Raw genomic sequence first — 25,542 nt, forward strand, 5'->3', positions numbered from 1 at the left:
AATTTTTGATCTTAATCACTAAATTCACTAACCTTATCGCTACCAGCTTTTCGCTCACGCCGTGTCAGTGGATGCGCATTATAGAGACTAAAAAAAATCCTGCAAGTACTTATTGCTTATTTTTTTCTGTTTGATTTTTTTTTACGCAAGATATGTTAAAAGTAAACTTAGACTATACATTTTTCTTTAATTACTGTTTTATTATATAGATGTTTTAACTATATTAGCGAGGAATCTACCTCAAATAGTTAAATTAACTTAAATTAGTATATTTTATATATAAGATAATCAAATGCCATTTACCTTCGCTCACCCCGCAATTGTATTGCCTTTTTACAAAAAAACTAGATTGTTTTCAATGACGGCGCTTATCATTGGTAGTATGTCCCCTGATTTTGAATACTTTTTTAGAATGTCAGTAAGAAGTGATTTTAGTCATAAGGTAATGGGTATTTTTCTGTTTGATTTACCCATAACTTTATTAATTGCTTATTTGTTTCATTTTTTTATACGTGATGATTTAGTCAAAAATTTACCTTTTTTCCTTTATAGACGATTTGCTAATTCTCTAGTTTTCAATTGGAACCAGTATTGTTATTGCCATTGGAAAGTGGTTTTAACTTCATCGTTAATCGGTATATTTTCTCATATTGGGTGGGATTCTTTTACTCATTTATCAGGTTACTTTGTTCAGCAATTCAGTTTTTTACAAGATTCAATCACAATCCTCAATAAAGAAATTCCAATTTATAAGCTATTACAACATAGCAGTTCTCTTATAGGTATAAGTCTAATCGGAATATTTATTTTACAGTTACCTGTTGTTACTACTAATAGTAACAATACTATCAGTATTCAATATTGGAGCTTAGTGATAATCATTACAACCTTATTTTTTATACTTTACGGATCAATTAATGAATTGGGAAAGGCGGTTGTAATCATTATTGATGGATTATTTTTAGGGTTTATCTTAACGCCTCTTATAATTAAAATCATACAGCGTTTATTTTAAATAACGCTGTATGAACAATAAATCAATAATTATAATGCTGTTTTTATTTTTTCCGGTAAATCAGCTAAACTATCAATCACCCAATCAGCTTGTTTTAAAGCTTCTTCAGTTATAGTATCCCCCGTTTTAACAAGCACTGTTTTTTTAACGCCAGCTCTCTTACCTGATAATAGATCGGATACCCTATCTCCAACCATATAGGAATTAGCAATATCTATTTTTAACTCTTTAGCAGCAGTTTGAATCATACCTGGACTCGGTTTTCGACACTCACAATCATCAACTAATGGATCATGCGGACAATAATAGATACCATCTAAATCAACCCCTCGATCTTGTAATGACCAATCCATCCATTCAGTCAATGTATGAAACTGTTGTTCAGTAAATATATTTCTAGCAATACCAGATTGATTGGTAGTAATAACTAATAAATATCCCATCTTTTTTAGTTCTTGCATTGCATCAATCACTCCATCAATAAAATGGAATTTATCAATCGTATGAACGTAGTTGTAATCTATATTTATAGTACCATCTCGATCTAAAAAAATAGCTGGCTTCATTTTACTTTTGGTCTCCTTCTTGGATAGACATCAATTTAGCATAATAGTGATTGACTTAGATGTCTAGACGTCTTAATATTCGTTTATCAACATTTTTTTTTCTATATTATGATACAACTACAACATATTTCGAAAATATTTGAACATAATAAAACGCCAATTCATGCATTAAAAGATATCTCTATACATGTTCCTAAAGGGAAAATTTATGGTGTTATTGGCAAATCAGGAGCGGGAAAGAGTACACTTATTCGCTGTGTTAATCTATTAGAAAAACCAACTAGTGGTAAAATTTTTTTTGATAATCAAGAAATAACTAATCTTTCAAATAGACAATTAATTCAAGTACGCCGAAAAATTAGCATGATTTTTCAACACTTTAATCTTCTTTCCTCACGAACAGTATTTGATAATATTGCTTTTCCACTTGAATTGAACAAAACGCCTAAAGCAATTATTAAACAAAAAGTAAACGAACTTATTACATTAGTTGGTTTATCAGAAAAAACCAATGTTTATCCAGCTAATTTATCTGGTGGTCAAAAACAACGTGTTGCTATTGCTAGAGCTTTAGCCAGTGACCCTAAAGTATTACTCTGCGATGAAGCGACTAGTGCCCTCGATCCAGAAACCACCCGTTCAATTCTAGAATTATTAAAAGATATTAATCAAAAATTCGATCTGACTATCTTATTAATTACCCATGAAATGGACGTTGTAAAACAAATCTGTGACCAAGTTGCCGTAATTAGTGATGGACAGTTAGTTGAACAGTCCTCTGTTGGTGAAATGTTCTCTCATGCTAAAACGGATATTGCTCGACAGTTTATTCAATCAACTTTACACCTCAACATTCCGGATGATTATTTAGCAAAATTATCACCAGATTATAAAGAGGGTCTTAATCCTTTAGTTCGTTTAGAGTTTACAGGGGTATCCGTTGATCTACCATTATTATCACAAATTGCTAAAGAGTTCGATATTGATAGCAACATTATCAGTGCACAAATGGATTATGCTGGAGGAGTCAAATTTGGACTAATGTTGGCTGAAATGAAAGGAAGTCCTAAAGATACTTTATCAGCAATACAATTTTTGGAAAAACACAACACCAAAGTAGAGGTGCTTGGCTATGCTTGATTTTTTACCCTCATTTCAACCATTTGAATCATTGATGATATACTTATCTCATTATCAATTTTGGACACATTTTATTGCATTTACCTCTTCTTTTGATGGATTTAGTGAGGCAATGATCTTAAAAATTGCTCAATCGACAGATGATACTATTTACATGGTGGTACTATCTGCTTTTTTTGGGTCAATTATCGGATTACCATTAGGTATTTTGCTTTATACAACACGTAAAGGGGAAATACTAGATTGCTATGTAGCTAATAGTACGATTTCATTTATTACCAATATATTTCGATCGATACCTTTTATTATACTGATTGTTTGGATTATTCCTTTTACTACTTTTTTGATGAGTACCTTTATTGGTAAACAAGCTGCAGTTGTCCCGCTAAGTATTGGTGTTGCGCCATTAATTGCCCGTATGATTGAAAATGCTCTATTAGAAGTACCAAAAGGTTTAATTGAGGCAGCACGTTCAATGGGTGCAACGCCACTACAAATCATTTATAAAGTTTTATTGCCAGAAGCATTACCTGCTATTGTCAATAGTATGACAATCACTTTAATCACTCTAACGGGATATATAGCGATGGCAGGAGCTGTTGGTGCTGGCGGACTTGGTCAGTTGGCTATTCAATATGGTTATATTGGTCATAAACCAGCAATAATGAATACTGTTGTTGTTTTATTAGTAATTTTTGTCTTTCTTATTCAATTTTTAGGTAACACATTTGTCAAACGTGTTACTCATCATTAATTTTGGAGGAACTTATGTCAATTAAAAATCTAGCAGTGATTACTACATTGGTGAGTACACTTTTTTTAACAGGTTGTGATAATGGTAAACAATCAATAGTAACGGACAATAAATCTACAGAATCAGCTACAGTCAACTCTCTTAAAGTTGGGGTAATTGCTGGAGCAGACCAAGAAGAAGCTGAAGTAGCTCAACAACAAGCAAAAGAGCGTTACAATCTTGATGTTGAACTGGTTATTTTTAATGATTATGTGACACCGAATCGAGCTTTAAATGATGGATTAATAGATGTTAATGTATTTCAACACAAACCATATTTAGACGAACAAATGAAAGAAAGAGGTTATAAATTAGCCGTAGTTGGTAATACATTTGTTTTCCCAATTGCATCTTATTCTAAAAAACTAAAACCAATAGCGAGTAGTGATGAAACAACTGAAGGTGTAAAAGTTACTTCACCACGTGGTGAAATTTACCTGATTCCGGCTAATGCAACTATTGCCATCCCCAATGATCCAACCAATTTAGGTCGAGCATTGCTTTTATTACAACATGAAGGAATGCTTACAGTTGATAAATCAAAAGGATTATTGCCAACCGTACTTGATATTACTAGCAATCCGTACAACTATAAAATAGTCGAACTCGAAGCACCAATGCTACCGCGTTCTTTAGATGACCCTCAAATTGATTTGGCTATAATTAACAACACTTTTGCGGCACCTGAGAATCTAATACCAAGCAAAAATGGTATTTTTGTTGAAGACAAACAGTCACCTTATATCAACGTCATTGTTGCTCGCGAAGAAAATAAAGATGATGAAAATGTCAAAAACTTTGTTAAATCTTACCAAACTGAAGCTGTAGCCAAAAAAGCGGATGAAATTTTCAAAGGTGGAGCAATTCGCGGTTGGTAACTATCTGTAAATGAACTATTTGTTATAAATTCCGTCGGCTAAAGTCGACGGAAAATAGTAACTAAAATAAATTATAACATCAATAATTATTCATCAAATCCAGCAACTGACTAACCAAATCATAAATAATGACATATAGAATTGATCCAATTGGTATTATTCATTCCCCTTATAGTGAAAAATTTGCCGTACCAAGGCAACCTAATCTAGTTTCTGCCGGGCAAGGTGAGCTTCATCTATTACCACCCTATAACGATCCGAATAGTGTAAAAGGATTAGAACAATTTTCACATTTATGGCTTTTATTTCAATTTCATCAAATTAATCCTGAAAAATGGCGTTTAACGGTCAGACCTCCTCGCTTAGGAGGTAATAAAACACTAGGAGTATTCGCCACCAGATCACCATTTAGACCGAATCATATTGGACTTTCAGCGGTGGAATTAAAAGATATTGTTGTTATCAATAAACAAGTGATTTTAAAATTAGGTAGTCTTGATTTAGTTGATAAAACACCTATTATCGACATCAAACCTTATGTACCTTATTGTGATAGTTATCCAAATGCTAATGCTGGTTATGCTCAATCAATACCTGAACAAAAACTAACTGTAAATTTTTTATCGCCTGTGCTCACACAGCTTTCTTTATACCAATTAAAATATCCCCAACTTAAAGAATTAATAACTCAAGTTATTGCCCAAGATCCGAGACCTGCTTATAAACAAAGTAACCTTGAACCACAAACTTATGGTATTACGCTGTACCAGTTTAATATCAAGTGGCAAATAACCGATCAGCAAGCAACCGTTATTGATATTTGCGAAGATAATGACAAAACATAAAAGAACTTTAATTATTCTGATTGCTATGAATTTTAGATCAGCCTTTATATAGATAGTCATATAATTCAGATAGCGTTTATAAGAAAAACTGTAAAATTTACCTATAACAAAATGGAAGAATTAGGAATAGCAAGAAAGTAATAACATTAAACCCATTACCTATATTTTGTTAACATGCTTTTTATCAATTCACGTTGAAAAAAGTGAGTATGATAGAACTAGTCTGGCACATTGTTTGCGGTGTTTAACATTCCTACACCTTTCAAAATACCACTAAGATTAATAATCTTAGTGGTATTTTTTACATACTTAATGATAATTGCAATGCTGTTTATTTCTTAAGTCTGCTATATCAATCGCATCAAATAAGTAATTTTTACCACAATAATCACAATGAATATTAATTTTACCATTTTCTTCTTTTAAAATTTGATCAACTTCATCCGATGGCAATGTCATTAAACTACTTTCACAACGTTGGCGAGAACAACCACATTTAAATGTAATATTCTGTGTTTCAAAAAGGCGAACTTGTTCTTGATTATATAATCGATATAAAATTTCATCAGTGGACAATTGAAACAACTCATCACTCGTAATTGTTTCAGTTAATGCATTAAGATGCTCAAACGATTCATTGGTATTTTCATCGTTTGGTAATACTTGTAGCAAGATACCTGCAGCGATAGGTTTATTATTATGTACACCTATTTTCACAAATAATCGTGTAGGTAATTGTTCAGATTGCATAAAATAGTTTTCTATACATCCAATTAATGTGTCTTTCTCTAATCCAACAATGCCTTGATAACGCTCACCATTTAGGGGAGTAATGGTAATAACAATATAACCATTACCAACCATTTCTTTAAGCGTTGCATTATCTGTAATTTCACCATTAACGCGAGCAACACCACGTAGTTCTTGCTGGTTGTTACCATTGACTACAGCTAAAGTTAACGGGCCATCACCTTGTAACTGAACAGTAATATCACCTTCGAATTTCAAAGTTGCAGTCAATAAGCTGCTAGCAACAAGTAATTCTCCCAACAGTTTTTGCACAGCAATAGGATAGCTATGATTATCTAAAATAGCTTGATATGTCTGCTCTAAACGTGTAATTTCGCCTCGAACAGGATGATCATCAAATAAAAATCGGTTTAAAGTATCCATATTAATTATTATCGCTTTGTTGTCTCTCCAATTTAAATTTAATCAAATTACGACGCTCTTTTTTATCGGGTTTTCTATCCGGATGAGGCATTGTCAACGCATTCAATCTACGCGCCTGCGCAACTTTTTCGCGTTTAACTATACTATCTGGTGTTTCTTGATACAGTCGTTGAGCTTCACTAGCAGATCTACGTTGCCCACTAATTTCCAAAATTCGAATTGTTTTCTGATCAGAACCTTGTCGAAGTATTAAAGTTGCACCAACTTCAACTAATTTACTAGGTTTTGTACGTTGTCCATTGTAATGGACTTTACCACCTTCAACCATCTCACGAGCAAGTGAACGTGTTTTATAAAATCTAGCTACCCATAACCATTTATCAATTCTTACTGGATCCATTACATCCTCAATGTCATAGTTCATATCGAATAAATTTGATACCAAAACATATAGATATCATAAAAATATCTTTCTAAATTATATAAGAATGATTTTACGAAAATCAATGTTCAGATGTAACGACATAATCATTATTCTCAACAGATATAATGCCAGATAAACTAAATGGCGAAATTTTTCCATGTAAATCTGCTTTATAATTCATAGCATTAGGTGGTTGTTTCACCAATTTCCATTCTTTCAGTAATGAACTTTTTATATTGTAAGCATTAAATTTTAATGACAAAAATTCAGTTTGCGAAGGATCGAGTGTTGCTATCGATTCTAACATTCCGCCCTGATTTATTAGAGTACTAAAATTCAAAATAGCACAATTATAATCATCAAATTTTACAACTAAATCTGGATAGGTGATATCAATGCGATTAATCGATCCTTTTTCTGCTTTAAAAAATAATGTCCCTGAATATAATCCTAGTTTGCCATTTTTTGCTAACGATATGTTCGAACCAGAAACTTCCAAATTGGAAAAAATAAAAGGATAATCAGAATTAGTTTGAATTATCATACTTGGTAAAATTGTTAATTGCTCAATATTAATTTGACTAAATATATCTGGTAATAATGGCCGTTCTAATTTTTCAGGTAACTCATAATTGGCACCGACCAGAGTCAGCTGTGCTAGTTGCAGCTCATTATTTTGCCAACTTCCAGTAAAACTCACATTGCCTTTGTTCCAAGTTGCCATCGCTTTTTCAATTTTAATTGCGTGCTCTTGAGACTTTAACTTAATCAATACAGAAGAAAACAAATCATCATGCCACATAGCGGTTTCGGCATCAAAAACAAAAGAACTCTGATCAAATCGCCACTGTTTATCATAACTTATATCGGTTGCTTCAATATTCCCTTTATCAAATGAAAAATTTGGTAACTGAATGCTACTTTCAAACATCGAAAATTGACGAATTGTGAACTTTGGCAAAACACTAGGTAATTTATTTAAGTCTTCTTCATTAGATAATTGGAAATGAATATTATTAATCTTTAATTGCTCAATATCAAAACTATCATCAGCTAATATTTTTAATTTACTTACAAAAAATCCATTATTAATATTACCTCCCATATTAGTAATAGAGGTAATATCATCCTGATGATATCCTTGAATTAAAACTGATTCCATTGGCAATTGATTAAATAAAACTTGTTGTGCAGTTAAATCAAATTCATATTTCTCTTTCCCAGATATAGTGAATGGTTTAATCCCACCATTAACTTGTTGCAGTGACAATTTATCTTGCCCCTTATTTATTGAAAGATTAACTGTCGAATCAATAAATTTTAAGGTATTTGCCGAAATTTCATCATTGGTAAGCAGCTTATCGCCATTGATTATACCATTGACCACTATGACGTAATTAAAATGTTTTAATTGCCAAAGATCATCTTTATCTAATCCAATGATTAATTTTGAAATTTTAACAAAATCTTGTTGACCGTCACGTACCACCACATCATCAAAAACTAATTCAGATGAATTTGAAAAAAAAGAGTGATTAATGCCACCTATTGAAATAGAGTATGGACTTAATTTTGATAATTGTTGGCTAATTATTCGCGCACCAAAAGAAGTTTGTGCAATAAAATAAGGGAATAAAATTAAACAACAAACAATTATCAATAAAATAATTATATAAAATCGTAATCGCGCCATAAATTAATTAAATTGTATAATAAATTGTTAATAATTACATTACGATAACCGATTTTAACCAAAATAGCATCTCATTTCAGCATAAAAGATTTGTCGTTAAGCAGGTTTTACAGTTAATATATAAATATAGGCGATTATGTCTTTCAAATTACAAAATGGAGTCTATCACTTTTCCTTTCTTAAAAAAGATGAGGAAGAGTTGTTTTTTTATTTACGATAAATAAAACGGGAGAAGCAGAGATGAAACAAATCCCAATGACAGTAAAGGGAGCAGAATTATTACGTGCAGAACTTGAAGAACTAAAAAATGTCAAAAGACCACAAATTACAGCAGCGATAGCTGAAGCAAGGGCGCACGGGGATTTAAAAGAAAATGCAGAATATCACGCAGCCAGAGAACAACAAGGTTTTTGCGAAGGTCGTATTCAAGAAATTGAAAGTAAATTATCACAAGCCCAAATAATTGATATTACTAAAGTGAAAAATACAGGACGCATTATTTTTGGGGCAACTGTTACCGTAATTAATGTTGATACAGATGAAGAAACGACTTACCGCATTGTTGGTGATGACGAAGCAGATTACCGACAAAATCTTATTTCTGTCAACTCACCCATTGCTCGAGGCCTAATTGGTAAAGAAGATGGCGATACCGTGCAAATTAAAACGCCTGGTGGTGATGTTGAATTTGATATATTAAAAGTTGAATATATCTAATTACTTTATTTGTATAAGCAGACAAAACAAAAACAGGGTTACTTACCCTGTTTTTTCTATATTATTTTATTTTGGTAAAGTGACCTTTTGTTCTTCACTTGGTCTATATACTATAAAAATAGAACCTACTTGTTGTACCGGTTCTGCTTTTGTTTCTCGAATAATCGCATCGCAAATGAGTTTTTTAGTTCCGCGATCTTCGGCTACAACTTTAATTTTAATTAGCTCATGAAAATTTAACGCATTTTCAATTTCAGCTAATACCCCTTCAGTAAAACCATTAGCACCAATCATTACCACAGGTTTCAAATGATGTGCTTCACTTTTTAAATATTGTTTTTGTTTATTCGATAAATTCATTAATTTTTTATTACATTAAGTTGAAATCATTTCATTTTACCCTTATATATATAAGTAATCAATGAAGTAGTCACTTTACATTAAGGATTTATTAGCGGTGAGTAATAAGAAACGCTCAGCAAGTTCAACTCGTTGGCTCAATGAGCATTTTAAAGATCGCTTTGTGCAACAAGCACAAAAAAAGGGTTTACGTTCAAGAGCTTGGTTCAAATTAGAAGAAATTCAAAAAAGTGATAAATTATTCAAACCAAATATTACCGTTGTTGATTTAGGCGCAGCACCTGGTGGGTGGTCACAATATGTTGCCTCACTTATTGGCAATAAAGGACGTATTATTGCTTGCGATTTGCTACCCATGGATCCGATTGTCGGTGTTGACTTTTTACAAGGAGACTTTCGTGATGAAGCTGTTTTAAAGGCGTTATTTGAACGTGTTGGTGATGAAAAAGTACAAGTTGTGATGTCTGATATGGCGCCCAATATGAGTGGACAACCAGCAGTTGATATTCCAAGAGCCATGTATTTAGTTGAACTCGCTCTAGACATGTGTAAAGACGTACTTGCACCAAATGGTAACTTTATTGTTAAAGTGTTTCAAGGTGAAGGCTTTGAACAGTACCTTAAACAAGTGCGCTCACTATTCAAAACTGTCAAAATTCGTAAGCCGGAAGCTTCTCGTGCTCGATCGCGAGAAGTTTATATTGTTGCAATGGGTATGAAGTAGCCAGTTGTATAATTTTGTAGTAACATTACTTCTTAGTTTTAGTCGTAACTGTTAATTTTTATGAGAGGTTTTTCTTTTGAACGACATGGTAAAGAATTTACTGATCTGGGGAATTATCGCTGTAGTATTGATTGCTGTATTTAACCAATTTAGCTCAATATCTAACAGTGGACCTCAAGTCAACTACACGAAATTTAATTCCGATATCACCAATGGCAAAATTAAAGAAGTCCGTATCAGCGGGCGCGAAATTGTGGCTACCACCAAAAATGAAGGAAACTATGTTACTTATATCCCTTATTTTGACGACAAATTAATGGATGATTTAGTATTAAATAAAGTTGATGTCTATGGTAGTCCCGATGAAAAACCAAGTTTATTGGCTAATATTTTAATTTCTTGGTTTCCAATTATTTTATTAATTGGTTTCTGGTTATTTATGATGCGCCAAATGCAAGGTGGTGGTAAAGGTGGACCAATGTCCGTTGGTAAGAGTAAAGCTCGAATGTTAACCCCGGATCAAGTCAAAACCAAATTTACTGACGTCGCTGGAAGTGAAGAAGCGAAGCAAGAAGTCACTGAAGTCGTCGACTTTTTACGTGATCCAGGTAAATACCAAAAACTGGGTGGACGTATTCCTAAAGGAATTTTGATGGTTGGGCCGCCGGGTACAGGTAAGACTTTACTAGCAAAAGCCATTGCAGGCGAGGCTAATGTACCATTTTTTAGTATATCAGGTTCCGACTTTGTCGAAATGTTTGTTGGCGTGGGTGCATCACGCGTACGTGATTTATTTGAACAAGCTCGTAAACATTCACCATGTATTATTTTTATTGATGAAATTGATGCAGTAGGTCGCAAACGTGGAGCTGGCTCAATGGGTGGCCACGATGAACGGGAACAAACCCTCAACCAAATGTTAGTTGAAATGGACGGTTTTGAGGCTAATAGTGGCATCATCATCATTGCCGCAACCAACCGTGTCGATATTTTAGACCCAGCTTTACTCCGCCCTGGTCGTTTTGACCGCCAAGTACAAATTGGTTTACCGGATATGAAAGGTCGAGAACAAATTCTGGCGGTGCATGTACGTAAAGTTCCACTGGCTTCCGATGTTGATTTATCTGTATTAGCGCGTGGCACCCCAGGTTATTCGGGAGCAGAATTAGCTAATTTAGTAAATGAAGCTGCATTATTTGCTGCTCGCCGGAATAAACGCCTTGTCACTATGGATGAATTTGAAGAAGCCAAAGATAAAATCAATATGGGTACCGAGCGTCGATCATTAACCATGACTCAAGAACAGCTCATTTCAACCGCTTATCATGAAGCAGGTCACGCAATTATTGGTTATTTAATGCCAGAACATGATCCTATTCACAAAGTAACCATTATTCCTCGTGGACGCGCTCTGGGCGTGACTTTTTTCTTACCTGAGGGTGATCGCGTTAGTGAAAGCCGTGAAAAACTAGAAGGCGATATTGCTACACTTTATGGTGGCAGATTGGCTGAAGAGTTAATTTACGGTGTAGATAAAGTCTCAACTGGTGCATCAAATGATATAAAAGTAGCCACTCAGTATGCTAGAGCCATGGTAACCCAATGGGGATTTTCCGATCGTCTAGGACCTTTGTTCTATGAAATGGACGATAATTCCGCCTATGGTCGCCCAAAAGATATTTCTGATGAAACAGCTAGAATTATTGATGAAGAAGTTAAACTCATTATTGATCGTAATTTTGAAAGAGCACGCAAAATATTAACTGACAATATGGATGTGCTTCATGCAATGAAAGATGCACTTATGAAATATGAAACTATTGGTTCTAAACAAGTTGCTGATTTGATTGCCCGTCGACCAATTAGTGCTCCTGAGGATTGGACTGAAAATGACGAAAAAGCAGCCAAGGAAATTCCTAATGAAGGTGATAATACACCGCCTCAACCAGAAAATTAATTTTCTTATTGAATAAAAATAACGCGCTCCGGCGCGTTTTTTGTCTGTAATAGTTAATATTTTAGTGAACAAATTTATCGTAATAAAAACTTAGCAAGTAGCAAAATACAATCATAACAATATAAGTTAGTGTTTAAATAACTTAACCAACTGCATCAAAAAAAGTTAAACATTTTTATTAAATAAGGCAACAAATTATGGAAATTCGTTTTCAAAATCAGGTAATGGATCTCTCTTTTCCTCAAGTAATGGGTATTGTGAATATGACACCGGATTCATTTTCTGATGGTGGCGATTATAACAATCTTGACGATGCCATGCGCCGAGTGGATAGCTTGATTCAAGCTGGAGCAACATTTATTGATGTTGGTGGTGAGTCAACTAGACCGGGAGCGGCCGAAGTTTCAGTGGATGAAGAACTTAATCGCGTTATTCCTTTAGTTGAAAAAATTGCCCGTTATTTTGATGTCTGGATATCAGTTGATACGTCTAAACCGCAAGTAATTAGCGAAGCGGCTAAAGCGGGGGCACATTTAATTAATGATATCCGAGCATTGACCGAACCTGGTGCGATTCAAGCCGCAGCGCAAACTCGATTACCTGTTTGTATTATGCACATGCAAGGCGATCCCAAAACCATGCAAAATGCACCACATTATCAACAAGACATTTATCAAGAAGTTGACCAATTTTTTACTAAGCATATTAACTGTTGCATAAATGCTGGAATTGATCGTGAAAAAATCATACTTGATCCAGGATTTGGGTTCGGTAAAACGCTAGCTCATAACTATCGTTTACTGGCAACCTTAGAGCAATTCCAGCATTTTAATTTGCCACTGTTAGTCGGTATGTCAAGAAAATCGATGATTGGGCAAGTATTAAATGTACCGCCGCAAGAACGCATGCTGGGTAGTGTCTCTTGTGCGGTCATTGCGGCCATGAAAGGTGCTCACATAATTCGCGTGCATGATGTTAAAGAAACCTTTGACGCGCTTAGAATTGTACAAGCAACACTCGCTGAACAGGGATAATATCCTAGCTTTTAGTAGAATTATTAACTTGTAATTTTTTTATCATTTGATAGCAAGTAATCGAAGTAACAATCATGGGAACAAAATCAACCAGCATATAAAATGAAGGCTTACTTGAAGAAAGTACTTCCTGCAAAAATATCTTTCAATATTATTATTGAACTGAAAATTTTAGCCGTTTATGAAAGAAATACTCTAAAAAACGGCTAAATTTTAAAAAATTTAAATCAACAATTTTTATCAATCCGTTCACACTTTATTTTTATTATTCTAACGACGAGATATATTCTTCTAGATGCGACTTAATTACAGTAACATGAGGTCCATAGATGACTTGAACACCTTGTCCATTAATAATTACACCTTTTGCACCAGTTGATTTCAAAATATCCTTATTAACTAATTGGTTATCCAGCACTGAAATTCTTAACCTTGTAGCACAACAATCAACATAAGTAATATTATTTTTTCCACCTAATCCTTCTAAAATAATGTTAGAAAGATCGCTTTTGCTTTTTTGTTTTGCTTTCTTTGCTTCTTCAACATCTTTTCTAGTATATAACTTAGTTTCTTCATTATCATCTTCCCTACCAGGGGTTTTAAAATCGAATTTTTTAATTATGAAACTAAATGTAAAATAATATAGTGGGAACATTGGAAGACCAATTAAAATAACATTAATCCAATGCGTTTTATCATTTCCTTGTAAAACCCCAAATAAAATAAAATCTATTAAACTACCTGAAAAGGTTTGTCCAACACCAACGTCTAAGATGTGGCATAACATAAAACATAAGCCAGCATATAGACAATGAATAAAATATAAAAGAGGCGCTGCAAATAGAAATGAAAACTCAATTGGTTCAGTAATTCCTGTTAAAATGGCCGTTAAAGTAGCTGAAAGCAACAGACCTAATATCATATTACGGTTTTTAGGTTTAGCGGTACGATAAATTGCTAATGCTGCGCCTGGAATACCAAATAAATAGAATGGAAATTTACCAGCCATAAAACGAGTCGCTTCAACTGAAAATTCGGTTGTGGTTGGGCTGGCTAATTGCGCGAAGAAAATATTTTGAGCCCCTGCAACAAAATTCCCATCAATCATTGCTGTTCCGCCGACACCGGTTTGCCAAAAAGGCATGTAAAATACATGATGTAAACCAAATGGAATTAGTGCACGTTCAATAAAACCATAAATAAATGTTCCTGCATAACCAGATTCGTTAACTAGATGACCTAGTAAAAGAATACCATTTTGGATTGAAGGCCAAATGTAAAACATTAAAATACCGACAAATAGATAAACGAAAGCGGTAATAATGGGAATAAATCGCGAGCCGCCAAAAAAGGATAAAATCGCTGGTAATTCAATTCTATAATAGCGGTTATGTAATGCAGCAACACCCAATCCCACTATAACACCACCAAACACACCCATTTGCAAAGTCTCAATACCAACAGCATTTCCTAAAGATCCTTCCGGTAATGCACCATCTTTTAATAATCCTTTTAACTCAAGTAAAGCGTGAATAGTTGAGTGCATAATAAAAAAACCTACAGCACCGGATATTGCAGCTACCTCTTTTTCCTGTTTTGCCATTCCCATTGCTACTCCAATAGAGAATAAAATGGGAAGATTAGAAAAGATTACACTTCCTGCATTTTTCATAATGGTCAGAAATGCATGTAGCAATGTTCCATCACCTAATAAATTTTGTAATCCATAAGACATAATCGTTGTTTCATTGGTAAATGAAGCCCCAATACCTAACATCAATCCAGCTACAGGAAGTAATGCAATTGGTAACATAAAAGATCTGCCAACCCGTTGCAATATGCTAAAAAAAGTACTTTTCATTGTGTTAACCCTATTTTTTATTAAAAGATGAAAGCAAATAACCTTATATTTCACAAAAATAATTTTATATGTAAATTAATTGGTTTTAAAGAGATCTACTTCACATAATTTTAATAAAAAATTAATGATTTTAAGCTTTTTTATTATATTTATGGTGATAAACCAACAAAAAATTATCTTTTATTGGTTTTTTTGTGAATTATCTTAGGTGTTTATAAAGAATCTACAAATTATACTAGATGGCGTAACTCGTTAAGTGTTTGTTGATAAGGTTTTCCATTAATAAATAGTCCAGCCGTTCCAAGGATAAAATATTCTACATAAGGGGATAACTTTTCGATAATATCTGCATTTATCGCCCCATCAATAGCAATTGAGGTATTGCTCTGTCTTTCTTTGATCATCCTACTTAAACGCTTAATTCTATCAATAGAATTAAATATAAAAGGTTGTCCTGCAAATCCTGGATTTACTGACATAATTAACACAACATCTATTAAATCTAACACATCTTCTAACACACATAATGACGTACCAGGATTAATTGCAAGACCAACTTTTACTCCGGTAGATTTAATTTGTTTTAAAGTCCGATGAAGATGTATCAATGTTTCTACATGAACATAAATAATTTGACATCCTAGTTGCGCAAATTTTTCGATATAAGGAGTTGGATTGCTGACCATTAGGTGAACATCATAAGGGAGTGTGGTTAATTTACTAACAGCCTTAATATCTTCTATTCCTAACGCGAAGTTGGGTACAAAATTACCATCCATTACATCGATATGGAACATATCCACCCCTGCTGCTTCTAATTGTTTTAACTCTGTTTCTAATTTTGAAAAATCAACACACATGAGTGAAGGACAGAATTTACTCATGAAATTCTCCTTTTTCAATTAACTGTATTTGTTCTATTCTTCTTTGGTGACGCCCACCTTCAAATTTTGCTGTTAGCCATTCATTAATAATCATTTTTGCTAACTCACTACCAACAACGCGTGAGCCAAAAGCAAGAACATTAGTATTGTTATGCTCTCGTGATAATTTTGCCGAATAAGGATCACTACAAACAACAGCCCTGATCCCTTGACATTTATTTGCTGCAATAGAAATACCTATGCCTGTCCCACATATTAATATCCCAAGATCTGCTTGGTTGGTATTGATTGAATGTGCAACTCTATTAGCATAAATCGGATAATCCGTTCTATCTGTTGATAATGTTCCAAAATCAATCACAGTGATATTTTGTTGTGCTAAAAATTCAATAACATCTTGTTTTAAGATATAACCAACATGATCATAACCAATTGCTATTTTCATATATTGTTCTCCACAGGTTAAAAACAAACCAATTTACTTCACTGAATTTGATATTAACGTTAATTTATTATTTTGTAAAGTTAGCTAAAATGAAAAATCCCATTTTTACCATGTTCTTAATTTGAATTTAGGTTAGAATTAACAATAAAAATATTCTGGAGAGAAAAAGTGAAGCAAATTAATGAACCTGAAAATTCTAACGCATTGGCAATTGCCGCAATGATTCGTATTTCACTTTCAAGTTTAAGTAATACCGAACAACGGATTATTGAATGGATGATGACAAAAGGAAATTTAACATCAAGAACAAGTATTAAAGAGGTTGCAAAAAAGCTCTCTGTGTCTGAGCCTCTATTAGTAAAAGTAGCCAAAAAATTAGGATATTCAGGTTTTAGAGAAATTAGAAAGGCTTTGCTTTCATACTTTGAAGCTCTTCCATTCGATAAAGAACAAGAACTTTCAGAAAATGATAATGTCGAAAACATAATTGAAAAAGTGTTTAATAATTCAGTACAAGCATTAAAAGAAGCACAATCTATTGTTGATGCTAAAATTATCTCTAAAGCAGCAGAATGGATTTTTCACGCTAATCGAATTGTAATTCTAGGCGTTGGTGGCTCAGCAATTGTCGGTCAAGACTTTGAACATAAATTATTACGAATAGGAATTATTAGCCATACTTATAGCGATAATCATCTGATGATGATGGTTGCTAGTCAACTGAAGGAAAATGATATTGTCATTGCTATCTCTCAATCCGGAAACACCACGGAAATATGTAACGCTATTTTGGTTGCTAAAAAAAATAAAGCAAGAATCATTTGTATTACCAATAATCATCAATCAGAACTTGCTGAAATCTCAGATTTATCGATATTCAGTCCTGCAAAAAATGGTCCGCTACTCGGGCAAAATGCAGCAGCTAGAATTATTCAATTGACCTTACTTGATACACTTTTTATATCTATAGTTGTACTAGACTATGCTAAATCGAAAGTGCATTTAGAACGAAGTATTGATGTAGTAAAATCATTGCACAGAAAAACGCAATCAATTGAATAATAATAGAACTATTGACTGCCGAAAAATAAGCACATCATTTTTAACACTATATTGTCCCCCTTTCCAAGAACCCCAATAACAAACCTACATAAAGAGCAGGCTTGTTATTGTTTGGATGTGGAGCAAGGAAGTCATTACAGTAGATATGCTTGAAAAAGCTGGGATTATATAATTAACAAAGGCAGAATTACTACATATTATTGGGGCACTTTAAAGATAGCACACCACTACTATGTTAGCCAAAGAGGAATTTCCTCTTGTTTATAAAAAACAAGATAGCTTAACAGCAAGGTCTAAATTTTATGCGTATTAGGATCACAAAGGAAAGTACAGCGATTTTAACTTATACAGAAAGCCTTAAAAGCCAACTTTTAACCTAAAAATATCCCTAAAAACACTAGCAATCCAACATAATTATTATTCATAAACGCTTTAAAGCATTTATTTCTGTCACGGTCTTTAATTAGCCATTGTTGATAAATAAACAGTAACACTGCCAACAATAAACCTAAATAATAAAAAGTAGACAACTGGTTAAGCTGACCAATAACAAGTAGGTTAATAACGGTTATGAACTGTAATCCGCCAATGATTAACTTATCATAACGACCAAACAAAATAGCGGTTGATTTAATCCCGATTTTTAAATCATCATCCCGATCGACCATCGCGTATTCCGTATCATAAGCCACTGTCCAACAAATATTAGCTAAGCAAAGCAGCCAACAAGTTAACGGAAACTGCTCAATGGTTGCTGCAAATACCATCGGAATGCCCCAACTAAAGGCTATACCTAAAGTAATTTGTGGTAAATGGGTATAGCGTTTCATAAAGGGATAAATCAATGCCGTCAATAATGCCAAGCCAGCAATAAACCATGACAATTTATTTAAAGTGAGTAATAACAGCAGTGCAATAACTAATAAAACCAATAATGTCCATAAAGCGTTTTTTTCAGTTAGAGCTCCACAAGCCAGTGGACGATTTTTAGTACGCTCTACATGCCCATCAAAATGACGATCGGCATAATCATTGATAACACAACCAGCTGAACGCATAACCAATACGCCTAGCACAAACACTAATGTAATATATATGGAAAAATGACCTGCAAACCAAATTGCCCAAAGAGTTGGCCAAAGTAATAGTAATGCGCCAATCGGCCTATCCAATCGCATTAGTTGTAAATAAGCTCGCATTGATCCTATGCATCCTAATAAATCATAAAAAATTATACCGATGAGTGTGCAAGCTGCAATACTGCCACTACATGGCACACAATTATTAATAGCTAAAAATATAAAAAAAAGAAAGTGATAACTTTCCAGCTTGTTAATTATTTAAACCATATTAAACCGTTGGCAACAACATTAAATAGTGTTCGGCAATTATCGCTAAAGTGCGATAAAATCGACTCACATCATTGTGCTTGAGTCGAGCCAAATAGAGCTCAGACCAAGTCAACAAGTGATCAGAAATCAAATGTTGTGCAGCTTCAAGTTTATCATTTTCAAGTAGGATAGCAAAAGCCATTAGCATTAAGCCAAACTGATCTTCTGGTTCATTCATGCCTGTATTAAGTATTAAACCATGTTGGTGTAAAAACTGACGATAACGTTCTTGCGACTTACCCATCAATAAATGTTCTTCATCAAGATATACTGATCCCCATGGAGGTGTTTGCATTGCTCCTTGACCTTCAAATAATACTGAATATTGATAATCAAGTTCGGGATTAGTTATCTCTTCGGCTAATATTTGACATTGCTCACTAATAAATGAACTATTTTGCCACTCCGCTAATTGATCAATATGTAACAAAGCGGTAATTAATGGCTTTAGCTCTTGGCTATTAGGTGGATAATAAAAAAACGCACCTAATAATTTAGCTAATGCCGTACAAGTTGTATTATCCAAACTCAACCATCTCTTGATAATTAATTCATATTGTCATAACGATTTACATTTGTTGCCACGATTATAAAGGAATTGTCCATAAATTATAAAATGCAATGCGTCCACAAATTTCACCAACTAAAACACATAAAAAACCAATCAAATAAATATTTGTGTTTTTTGTGATTCGCTTGTTATTAAGCGCGACTAAGACCATGGCTATTACTAATAAGCCACATTGAGCAAGCAGCCAAGATTGTTGCTCGGTCGCAAGTTGTGGTGATATTGCCATCATTAAATTAAGATAAGGAATTTTTAAAACCAAAATTAACAAGACACTAATCACAAAGATTAAACTAACAATACGATATAAACCCAACGACATAACAGCAATGCTACCTAATGCTAACATTGTAGTATACATTTGAATTGTAGTGTAATAGGTATCCCACGTTTTCACTGTAGGTAACATATAAGTTAACACAATGGTCCATACAAAAACTACACTCAAAATAACTAGCAAGATTGCTAACATTTGGGCTAATTTTGGGATTTGATTAACTCGCTGACACAACATTTTAATCCATACTAATTTATTGCCTTTATCTACCTGCGTAAAATAGCTTAATAATACACTCACTACAGTCACACCAAACAACAAACCAAAAGTAAAAATCTCATTACTCATCGGTGACCGACCAATACCAAAAATAACATTAAAGGCACGCAATGGCTGTCCCAAGTGAAACGAGGCAATAAACATACCTATTACCATAAAAACTAACGCCACAATATTAATTTTGGTAATCTTGGATATATTATTTAGTGAGGGATAAAATAAATAACTTAAACTACTAAAAAAAACCATGCCTGCCGATAATTGCCCCAATACCGTAAAAAATACCAGTGGTAATTCATGCATATTATACCTCCTCTGGATTGAGCACTTTACCCAGAGCATCACCCGAGGTTTTAGCGTGTACATGTGGCTTAATGACAATATTGGGTTTAGTCAGTTGAGGATCTGGTAATGGTGCAATACTACGTTCCTCACCATAACGCTGGCGTAGTTTATCAATTTCATCAAAATCTAACGCCCGTTGTGGACAAGATTCGACACATACAGGTTTCAAACCTACAGCAACGCGGGCATAGCAACCATCACACTTCGACATCACCCGTTTTTGATGATCAAATTGTGGTGCCCCATATGGACAACGCATTTCACAATAGCGACAACCAATACAAATATCTTGGTTAACAACCACTAAACCATCTTGTTCGCGTTTATGCATAGCTCCAGTTGGACAACCTTGCACACATGTAGGTTCGGCACAGTGATTACAGGCTATTGATAAATAATAAGTAAAGGTATCGTTTTGCCAAAACCCATCAATTTGTTGCCATGTTCCGCCACCATATTCATAAACACGTCGAAAATGGATTCCTAACGCGTTATCTTTTTCATCTTTGCAACTAAGTTGACAGGTTTTGCAGCCGGTACATTTTGAGGAATTAATATAAAATCCATATTGCATTTTTATTATCTCTTAATTAGTTACAATGCTAAAGACACAGCAGATAATGGTTTGATGTCAACCAAATTGGTATGCTGTGGATTTGATTTAGCCAGCACACTTGGTCTTAATGAGGTTAGGCGATTAATACAACCACCAATATCAATACCGGCCGCATTGGTTTTAGCCCACATGCCTTGTGGAATAGCAATCACGCCCGGTAATATACGTGGTGTGACTTTAGCCGGAATATAAAGTCGCCCCCGATCGTTATAAACTTCAACCAGCTGACCATGTTTAATTTGCCGTTGCTCAGCATCCAATGGATTAATCCAAATACTATCAGCGACTGCTTCACGCAATTGTGGTAAATTACTATAGCTTGAATGGCAATGCCCTTTGATATGAAAACCAATAAGTTGCAACGGATACTTTGCTCGCTGTGGCTTATCTTCACTGCCTTCAATTGCCGGTAAATAAGCAGGAATTGGGTAGAGTTGGTCGTCTTCATCCAGTTCCCATTCATTAGCAATTTTAGCCAAAGCTTCAGAATAGATTTCAATTTTGCCCGACGGTGTATTTAATGGTTTATTAATCGGATCATCCCTGAACGCTTTTAAAGCAATTTGTGCATTACTATTCGCTAATTTACGATCGATAACGCCCATGCCATCTGTTTGCACAAATGGTGGTAAATTAGGTTCTTGTTTGCGTAGTTTTTCGTAACAATATTCAATCCAATCATCTTGGCTACGCCCTTCAGTAAATTTATCTTTGACCCCCATTTTTGCAGATAACTCGGTAAGCACATCATAAGAAGAGCGATTTTCCCAAAGTGGCTTAATTGCTCGTTGCATCCGAATAACATAATGATAAGCTCCCGATGCATAAGAGTTATTAATCAGATCATTACTTTCAACAGATGACACATCTGGCAACAATAAGTCTGCATATTTAGCTGATGCAGTCATATGTGTGTCCCAGACTAAAATAAATTCACATTTGGATTCATCTTGTAAAATTTGGTGTGTTCGATTGAGATCGGCATGCTGATTACCAATAACATTACTGGCATAACTCCAGATAAATTTAATACCAACATCAAGTTTATTTTTATTGAGTAAATAAGCATTTTTGGCTGTCATACTCAGCGGATCGTCAATCGCTTTAGTCCATAAAAAGAATGGGATACTAGTTTTAACCGGATTTAGCAAATTTAAGTTTGGAACAGGATAAGTCACACTGCCTCCCCAAGTACCAATATTGGTACCTGGTTTACCAAATTGGCCAGTGATAATAGGCAATATCATAATCGCCCTTGTCGTATGCTCACCATTTTGCCAGCGTTGTGGTCCCCAGCCTTGAGAAATCCAAGCCGCTTTAGCATTAACAATATCCAGCGCGAGCTTACGAATTTGTGAGGGGGGGATTCCTGTTTTTTCTGCGGCCCATTCTGGCGTTTTTGGTGTTCTATCGTCACCTAATCCTAAAATATACGATTTATAATCACTAAAAGGTGGCGCACTATCAGGCAAAGAGTCAGCATTCCAACCTACACAATATTTATTTAACATGGCATCATCAATCCGATCTGCTTCAAGTAACGCATAACCAATTGCAGCGACTAAAGCGGCATCAGTGCCCGGAATAATCGGTATCCACTCAGCATTATATGCCACTACGCTTTCACTACGCCTTGGATCGATGATAATTACTTTTGCTTTACTTTGTGATAAGGCATTAAATAGCTCAGTCACTTGCCCACCGCCAGACATACGCGTTTCAGCAATATTTTGCCCAAACATCACCACCAGATCAGAATACTTAATTTGGTCTAACAAAGATTCTTTGGCATTACCATAAATGTATGGCTGAATCGCGGTTATCTGTCCGCTTGAATAGTCACCATGATAATTCAGATAACCACCTATACAACTTAAAAACCGCTTACAAGCATTACGCCCCGAAATGTTCGCGCCAGTAGTGCCGGTGCCATATTGATAATAAATTGCCTCATTACCATACTTATTAATAGTATATTTGAGTTTGTCAGCCAATAAATTAAGCGCTTCATCCCACGAAATACGCTTAAATTTACCTTCACCACGCTTGCCTATTCGTAGCATTGGATATTTTAAACGATCAGGATCATAAGTGCGCCAACGCACCGCTCTACCACGAATACAAGGGCGGATTTGATGCTGGCCAAATATAGGTTCATCAATACCGTCTTCAGAAGATATTTTAGTAATAATATCGTTTTTGACATGAACTTTCAGTGGGCAACGGCTGCCACAATTGACCAAACAAGCACTATAAAAGATCTTTTCTTCATTAGTAGGATTCGAAATGACGTTAACGGCATTGTTATTAGATTCCGCATAAGCAAACGGTAAGTGCAAATTACTGGTTAAAGCAGCGACCCCACTAATTGCCATCGTTTTTTGTAAAAAATCACGTCGAGTTATCTTGTTTACTGACTTGCTCATCTTATTCCCTTAATTTTTATATGGGATTTATTTATGATAATACTAAAGAAAGAATAAACAAACCCAAAAACCATAAAAACTGTCGTTAACACAATTATAAATTTAATTTCATACATCTTGGCGAAAGATTGCTATAATAAGCTTATTTATTCAAATAAACAGAAAAAATATGTCACAATCGAGTTATAATGCCGTTGATATCGAAGTCCTAAAAGGACTCGATCCTGTGCGCCATCGTCCGGGTATGTATACTGACACGACTAGACCAAACCATTTGGCACAAGAAGTCATTGATAACAGTGTCGATGAGGCGATTGCTGGCTACGCACACCAAATTAAAGTCACTTTATTTGAAGATAATTCATTAGAAGTCATTGATGATGGGCGTGGCATGCCGGTTGATATTCATCCGGAAGAAGGTGTCCCCGCCATTGAATTATTGCTATGCCGTCTCCATGCCGGTGGTAAATTTTCCAACAAAAACTACCAGTTTTCCGGCGGTTTGCATGGGGTTGGGATTTCAGTGGTTAATGCCCTTTCTAAACGAGTTGAAGTCACAGTAAATCGTGATGGACAAGTTTACCAAATCGCTTTTGAAAATGGTGATAAAGTTGAAGATTTGCATGTGACTGGCACATGCGGACGCCGCAATACTGGTACCAAGGTACATTTCTGGCCAAATGAAAAATATTTTGATTCAGCAAAATTTTCTGTGCCACGCTTATCACATTTATTAAAAGCTAAAGCGGTACTATGCCCGGGTCTGGAAATTATCTTTAAAGATATAATTAATAATAGCGAAGAACGTTGGTGTTATGAAGATGGCTTAAAAGATTATTTAATGGAATCTGTAAGTGGTTACACGCTATTACCGCAAGATCCTTTTACCGGTAACCATATTGGCGATACCGAAGCGGTTGAATGGGCACTGTTATGGTTACCAGAAGGTGGGGAGCTATTAACTGAAAGTTACGTTAACTTAATACCAACAATACAAGGTGGTACCCATGTTAATGGTTTGCGTCAAGGATTACTTGATGCCATGCGTGAATTTTGTGAGTTTCGTAATTTATTACCGCGAGGTTTAAAGTTAACTGCCGATGATATTTGGGAACGCTGTGCCTATGTGCTTTCGGTTAAAATGCAAGAACCGCAATTTGCCGGGCAAACTAAAGAACGTTTATCATCCAGGCAAAGTGCCGCCTTTGTTTCGGCTATTGTCAAAGATGCGTTTAGCCTGTGGTTAAATCAAAATGTGCAAGTCGCCGAATTACTGGCTGAAATTGTCATTTCCAGTGCCCAAAAACGCTTAAGAGCCGCTAAAAAAGTTATCCGTAAAAAATTAACCAGCGGACCAGCTTTACCGGGTAAATTAGCTGATTGTTCTTCTCAGGATTTGAATAGAACCGAACTATTTTTAGTGGAGGGGGATTCTGCCGGCGGTTCTGCCAAACAAGCACGTGACCGTGAATATCAGGCTATCATGCCGCTTAAAGGTAAGATCTTAAACACTTGGGAAGTGTCCTCCGATGAGGTACTCGGGTCTCAAGAAATCCATGATATTTCGGTTGCCATTGGTATTGACCCTGACAGTGATGATTTAAGCCAATTACGCTATGGCAAAGTTTGTATTTTAGCTGATGCCGATTCTGATGGATTGCATATTGCTACATTAATTTGTGCACTATTCGTCCGTCATTTCCGAGCTATGGTTGAACAAGGTCATGTCTTTGTTGCCATGCCACCCCTATACCGTATCGACCTAGGCAAAGAAGTACATTACGCATTAGATGAAGAAGAAAAAGAAGGCATTTTAGATCAACTTAAACGTAAAAAGGGCAAACCTAATGTACAACGCTTTAAAGGCTTGGGTGAAATGAATCCATTGCAACTGCGTGAAACGACAATGGATCCCAATACGCGCCGTTTAGTACAACTCTCTCTTGATGATACCGAACAAACCATGGCATTAATGGATATGTTGCTAGCTAAAAAACGCTCAGAAGATCGCCGTGAATGGTTACAAGAAAAAGGTGATCAAGTTGAACTTACTGTCTAACAAAAAAATG

At 34.9% G+C, this 25,542-nt stretch carries 23 protein-coding genes and 1 pseudogene; 11 read left to right on the top strand and 13 right to left on the bottom strand.

Annotated features, from left to right (window positions below):
- Positions 1-292 precede the first annotated feature (292 nt).
- Positions 293-1,015 (top strand): DUF4184 family protein, encoded by a 723-nt coding sequence (locus Q0K76_RS09555; RefSeq protein WP_294614958.1) that lies wholly within the window; start codon positions 293-295, stop codon positions 1,013-1,015.
- 29 nt (positions 1,016-1,044) lie between these two features.
- Here the strand turns inward: Q0K76_RS09555 and gmhB are convergent, their stop codons facing one another.
- On the bottom strand, positions 1,045-1,581 hold the full coding sequence (gene gmhB, locus Q0K76_RS09560) for a D-glycero-beta-D-manno-heptose 1,7-bisphosphate 7-phosphatase (RefSeq protein WP_294614961.1): 537 nt from the start codon (positions 1,579-1,581) through the stop codon (positions 1,045-1,047).
- Positions 1,582-1,689: 108 nt separating this feature from the next.
- Between gmhB and metN the strand changes: the two genes are divergently transcribed.
- The 4 genes from metN to tsaA all read left to right on the top strand — a co-directional run bounded on the left by metN (position 1,690) and on the right by tsaA (position 5,237).
- Positions 1,690-2,721 carry a methionine ABC transporter ATP-binding protein MetN gene (gene metN / locus Q0K76_RS09565; RefSeq protein WP_294614963.1) on the top strand — a complete coding sequence of 344 codons (1,032 nt, stop codon included), beginning with the start codon at positions 1,690-1,692 and terminating at the stop codon, positions 2,719-2,721.
- A gap of 112 nt (positions 2,722-2,833) precedes the next feature.
- Positions 2,834-3,475, top strand: coding sequence for a methionine ABC transporter permease MetI (gene metI / locus Q0K76_RS09570; RefSeq protein WP_363322459.1), 642 nt, complete (start codon positions 2,834-2,836; stop codon positions 3,473-3,475).
- A gap of 14 nt (positions 3,476-3,489) precedes the next feature.
- Entirely contained in the window at positions 3,490-4,392 is a 903-nt protein-coding gene (gene metQ, locus Q0K76_RS09575) for a methionine ABC transporter substrate-binding lipoprotein MetQ (protein ID WP_294614969.1), read from the top strand.
- A gap of 125 nt (positions 4,393-4,517) precedes the next feature.
- Complete coding sequence (gene tsaA, locus Q0K76_RS09580; protein ID WP_363322460.1) at positions 4,518-5,237, top strand: tRNA (N6-threonylcarbamoyladenosine(37)-N6)-methyltransferase TrmO; 720 nt, start codon at positions 4,518-4,520, stop codon at positions 5,235-5,237.
- A 309-nt stretch (positions 5,238-5,546) separates the two neighbouring features.
- Here the strand turns inward: tsaA and hslO are convergent, their stop codons facing one another.
- The 3 genes from hslO to Q0K76_RS09595 form a co-directional block, all read right to left on the bottom strand.
- Positions 5,547-6,419 (bottom strand): Hsp33 family molecular chaperone HslO, encoded by an 873-nt coding sequence (hslO, locus tag Q0K76_RS09585; protein ID WP_363322461.1) that lies wholly within the window; start codon positions 6,417-6,419, stop codon positions 5,547-5,549.
- Positions 6,412-6,810: a ribosome-associated heat shock protein Hsp15 gene (gene hslR, locus Q0K76_RS09590; protein WP_294614976.1), complete on the bottom strand. Its 399-nt coding sequence runs from the start codon at positions 6,808-6,810 to the stop codon at positions 6,412-6,414. Before hslR ends, hslO begins: the two co-directional genes overlap by 8 nt.
- 103 nt (positions 6,811-6,913) lie before the next feature.
- Positions 6,914-8,527 carry a hypothetical protein gene (locus Q0K76_RS09595; protein ID WP_294614977.1) on the bottom strand — a complete coding sequence of 538 codons (1,614 nt, stop codon included), beginning with the start codon at positions 8,525-8,527 and terminating at the stop codon, positions 6,914-6,916.
- Between the two features lie 240 nt (positions 8,528-8,767).
- Here Q0K76_RS09595 and greA point away from each other — a divergent pair, with 240 nt between their 5' ends.
- On the top strand, positions 8,768-9,244 hold the full coding sequence (gene greA, locus Q0K76_RS09600; protein WP_294614980.1) for a transcription elongation factor GreA: 477 nt from the start codon (positions 8,768-8,770) through the stop codon (positions 9,242-9,244).
- A 66-nt stretch (positions 9,245-9,310) separates the two neighbouring features.
- Here greA and yhbY read toward each other — a convergent pair whose 3' ends face one another.
- Positions 9,311-9,604 carry a ribosome assembly RNA-binding protein YhbY gene (gene yhbY, locus Q0K76_RS09605; protein WP_294614984.1) on the bottom strand — a complete coding sequence of 98 codons (294 nt, stop codon included), beginning with the start codon at positions 9,602-9,604 and terminating at the stop codon, positions 9,311-9,313.
- Between the two features lie 97 nt (positions 9,605-9,701).
- On the opposite strand from yhbY, the gene rlmE reads away from it, so the two are divergent.
- The 3 genes and pseudogenes from rlmE to folP all read left to right on the top strand — a co-directional run bounded on the left by rlmE (position 9,702) and on the right by folP (position 13,319).
- A complete protein-coding gene (gene rlmE, locus Q0K76_RS09610; RefSeq protein ID WP_294614987.1) occupies positions 9,702-10,328 on the top strand; it encodes a 23S rRNA (uridine(2552)-2'-O)-methyltransferase RlmE in 627 nt (208 codons plus the stop codon).
- A 76-nt stretch (positions 10,329-10,404) separates the two neighbouring features.
- A pseudogene (gene ftsH, locus Q0K76_RS09615) lies at positions 10,405-12,267 on the top strand (ATP-dependent zinc metalloprotease FtsH); the annotation flags it as partial.
- Positions 12,268-12,482: 215 nt separating this feature from the next.
- Positions 12,483-13,319, top strand: a complete 837-nt coding sequence (gene folP / locus Q0K76_RS09620; RefSeq protein ID WP_294614989.1) for a dihydropteroate synthase — start codon at positions 12,483-12,485, stop codon at positions 13,317-13,319.
- A 265-nt stretch (positions 13,320-13,584) separates the two neighbouring features.
- Here folP and Q0K76_RS09625 read toward each other — a convergent pair whose 3' ends face one another.
- From Q0K76_RS09625 to rpiB, 3 genes are all read right to left on the bottom strand, one after another.
- A complete protein-coding gene (locus tag Q0K76_RS09625) occupies positions 13,585-15,180 on the bottom strand; it encodes a PTS transporter subunit EIIC (protein WP_294614991.1) in 1,596 nt (531 codons plus the stop codon).
- Positions 15,181-15,410: 230 nt separating this feature from the next.
- Positions 15,411-16,064, bottom strand: coding sequence for a ribulose-phosphate 3-epimerase (gene rpe, locus Q0K76_RS09630; protein ID WP_294614993.1), 654 nt, complete (start codon positions 16,062-16,064; stop codon positions 15,411-15,413).
- On the bottom strand, positions 16,057-16,509 hold the full coding sequence (gene rpiB, locus Q0K76_RS09635; protein ID WP_294614995.1) for a ribose 5-phosphate isomerase B: 453 nt from the start codon (positions 16,507-16,509) through the stop codon (positions 16,057-16,059). Before rpiB ends, rpe begins: the two co-directional genes overlap by 8 nt.
- Positions 16,510-16,677: 168 nt before the next feature.
- Here rpiB and Q0K76_RS09640 point away from each other — a divergent pair, with 168 nt between their 5' ends.
- Positions 16,678-17,571 carry an SIS domain-containing protein gene (locus Q0K76_RS09640; RefSeq protein WP_294614996.1) on the top strand — a complete coding sequence of 298 codons (894 nt, stop codon included), beginning with the start codon at positions 16,678-16,680 and terminating at the stop codon, positions 17,569-17,571.
- A gap of 371 nt (positions 17,572-17,942) precedes the next feature.
- Here Q0K76_RS09640 and ubiA read toward each other — a convergent pair whose 3' ends face one another.
- The 5 genes from ubiA to Q0K76_RS09665 form a co-directional block, all read right to left on the bottom strand.
- Positions 17,943-18,770 (bottom strand): 4-hydroxybenzoate octaprenyltransferase, encoded by an 828-nt coding sequence (gene ubiA / locus Q0K76_RS09645; RefSeq protein WP_294615000.1) that lies wholly within the window; start codon positions 18,768-18,770, stop codon positions 17,943-17,945.
- A 151-nt stretch (positions 18,771-18,921) separates the two neighbouring features.
- Complete coding sequence (locus Q0K76_RS09650; protein ID WP_294615002.1) at positions 18,922-19,488, bottom strand: molecular chaperone; 567 nt, start codon at positions 19,486-19,488, stop codon at positions 18,922-18,924.
- A gap of 61 nt (positions 19,489-19,549) precedes the next feature.
- Positions 19,550-20,389, bottom strand: coding sequence for a DmsC/YnfH family molybdoenzyme membrane anchor subunit (locus tag Q0K76_RS09655; protein WP_294615004.1), 840 nt, complete (start codon positions 20,387-20,389; stop codon positions 19,550-19,552).
- Between the two features lies 1 nt (position 20,390).
- Positions 20,391-21,005 (bottom strand): DMSO/selenate family reductase complex B subunit, encoded by a 615-nt coding sequence (locus tag Q0K76_RS09660; protein WP_294615006.1) that lies wholly within the window; start codon positions 21,003-21,005, stop codon positions 20,391-20,393.
- A 20-nt stretch (positions 21,006-21,025) separates the two neighbouring features.
- The gene (locus Q0K76_RS09665; protein WP_294615008.1) at positions 21,026-23,473 is read right to left on the bottom strand and encodes a DMSO/selenate family reductase complex A subunit; all 2,448 of its coding nucleotides are present in this window, start codon (positions 23,471-23,473) and stop codon (positions 21,026-21,028) included.
- A 169-nt stretch (positions 23,474-23,642) separates the two neighbouring features.
- Between Q0K76_RS09665 and parE the strand changes: the two genes are divergently transcribed.
- Complete coding sequence (parE, locus tag Q0K76_RS09670) at positions 23,643-25,532, top strand: DNA topoisomerase IV subunit B (protein ID WP_294615010.1); 1,890 nt, start codon at positions 23,643-23,645, stop codon at positions 25,530-25,532.
- Positions 25,533-25,542 lie beyond the last annotated feature (10 nt).

The sequence above is a fragment of the uncultured Gilliamella sp. genome (assembly GCA_945271295.1).
Classification (GTDB): domain Bacteria; phylum Pseudomonadota; class Gammaproteobacteria; order Enterobacterales; family Orbaceae; genus Gilliamella.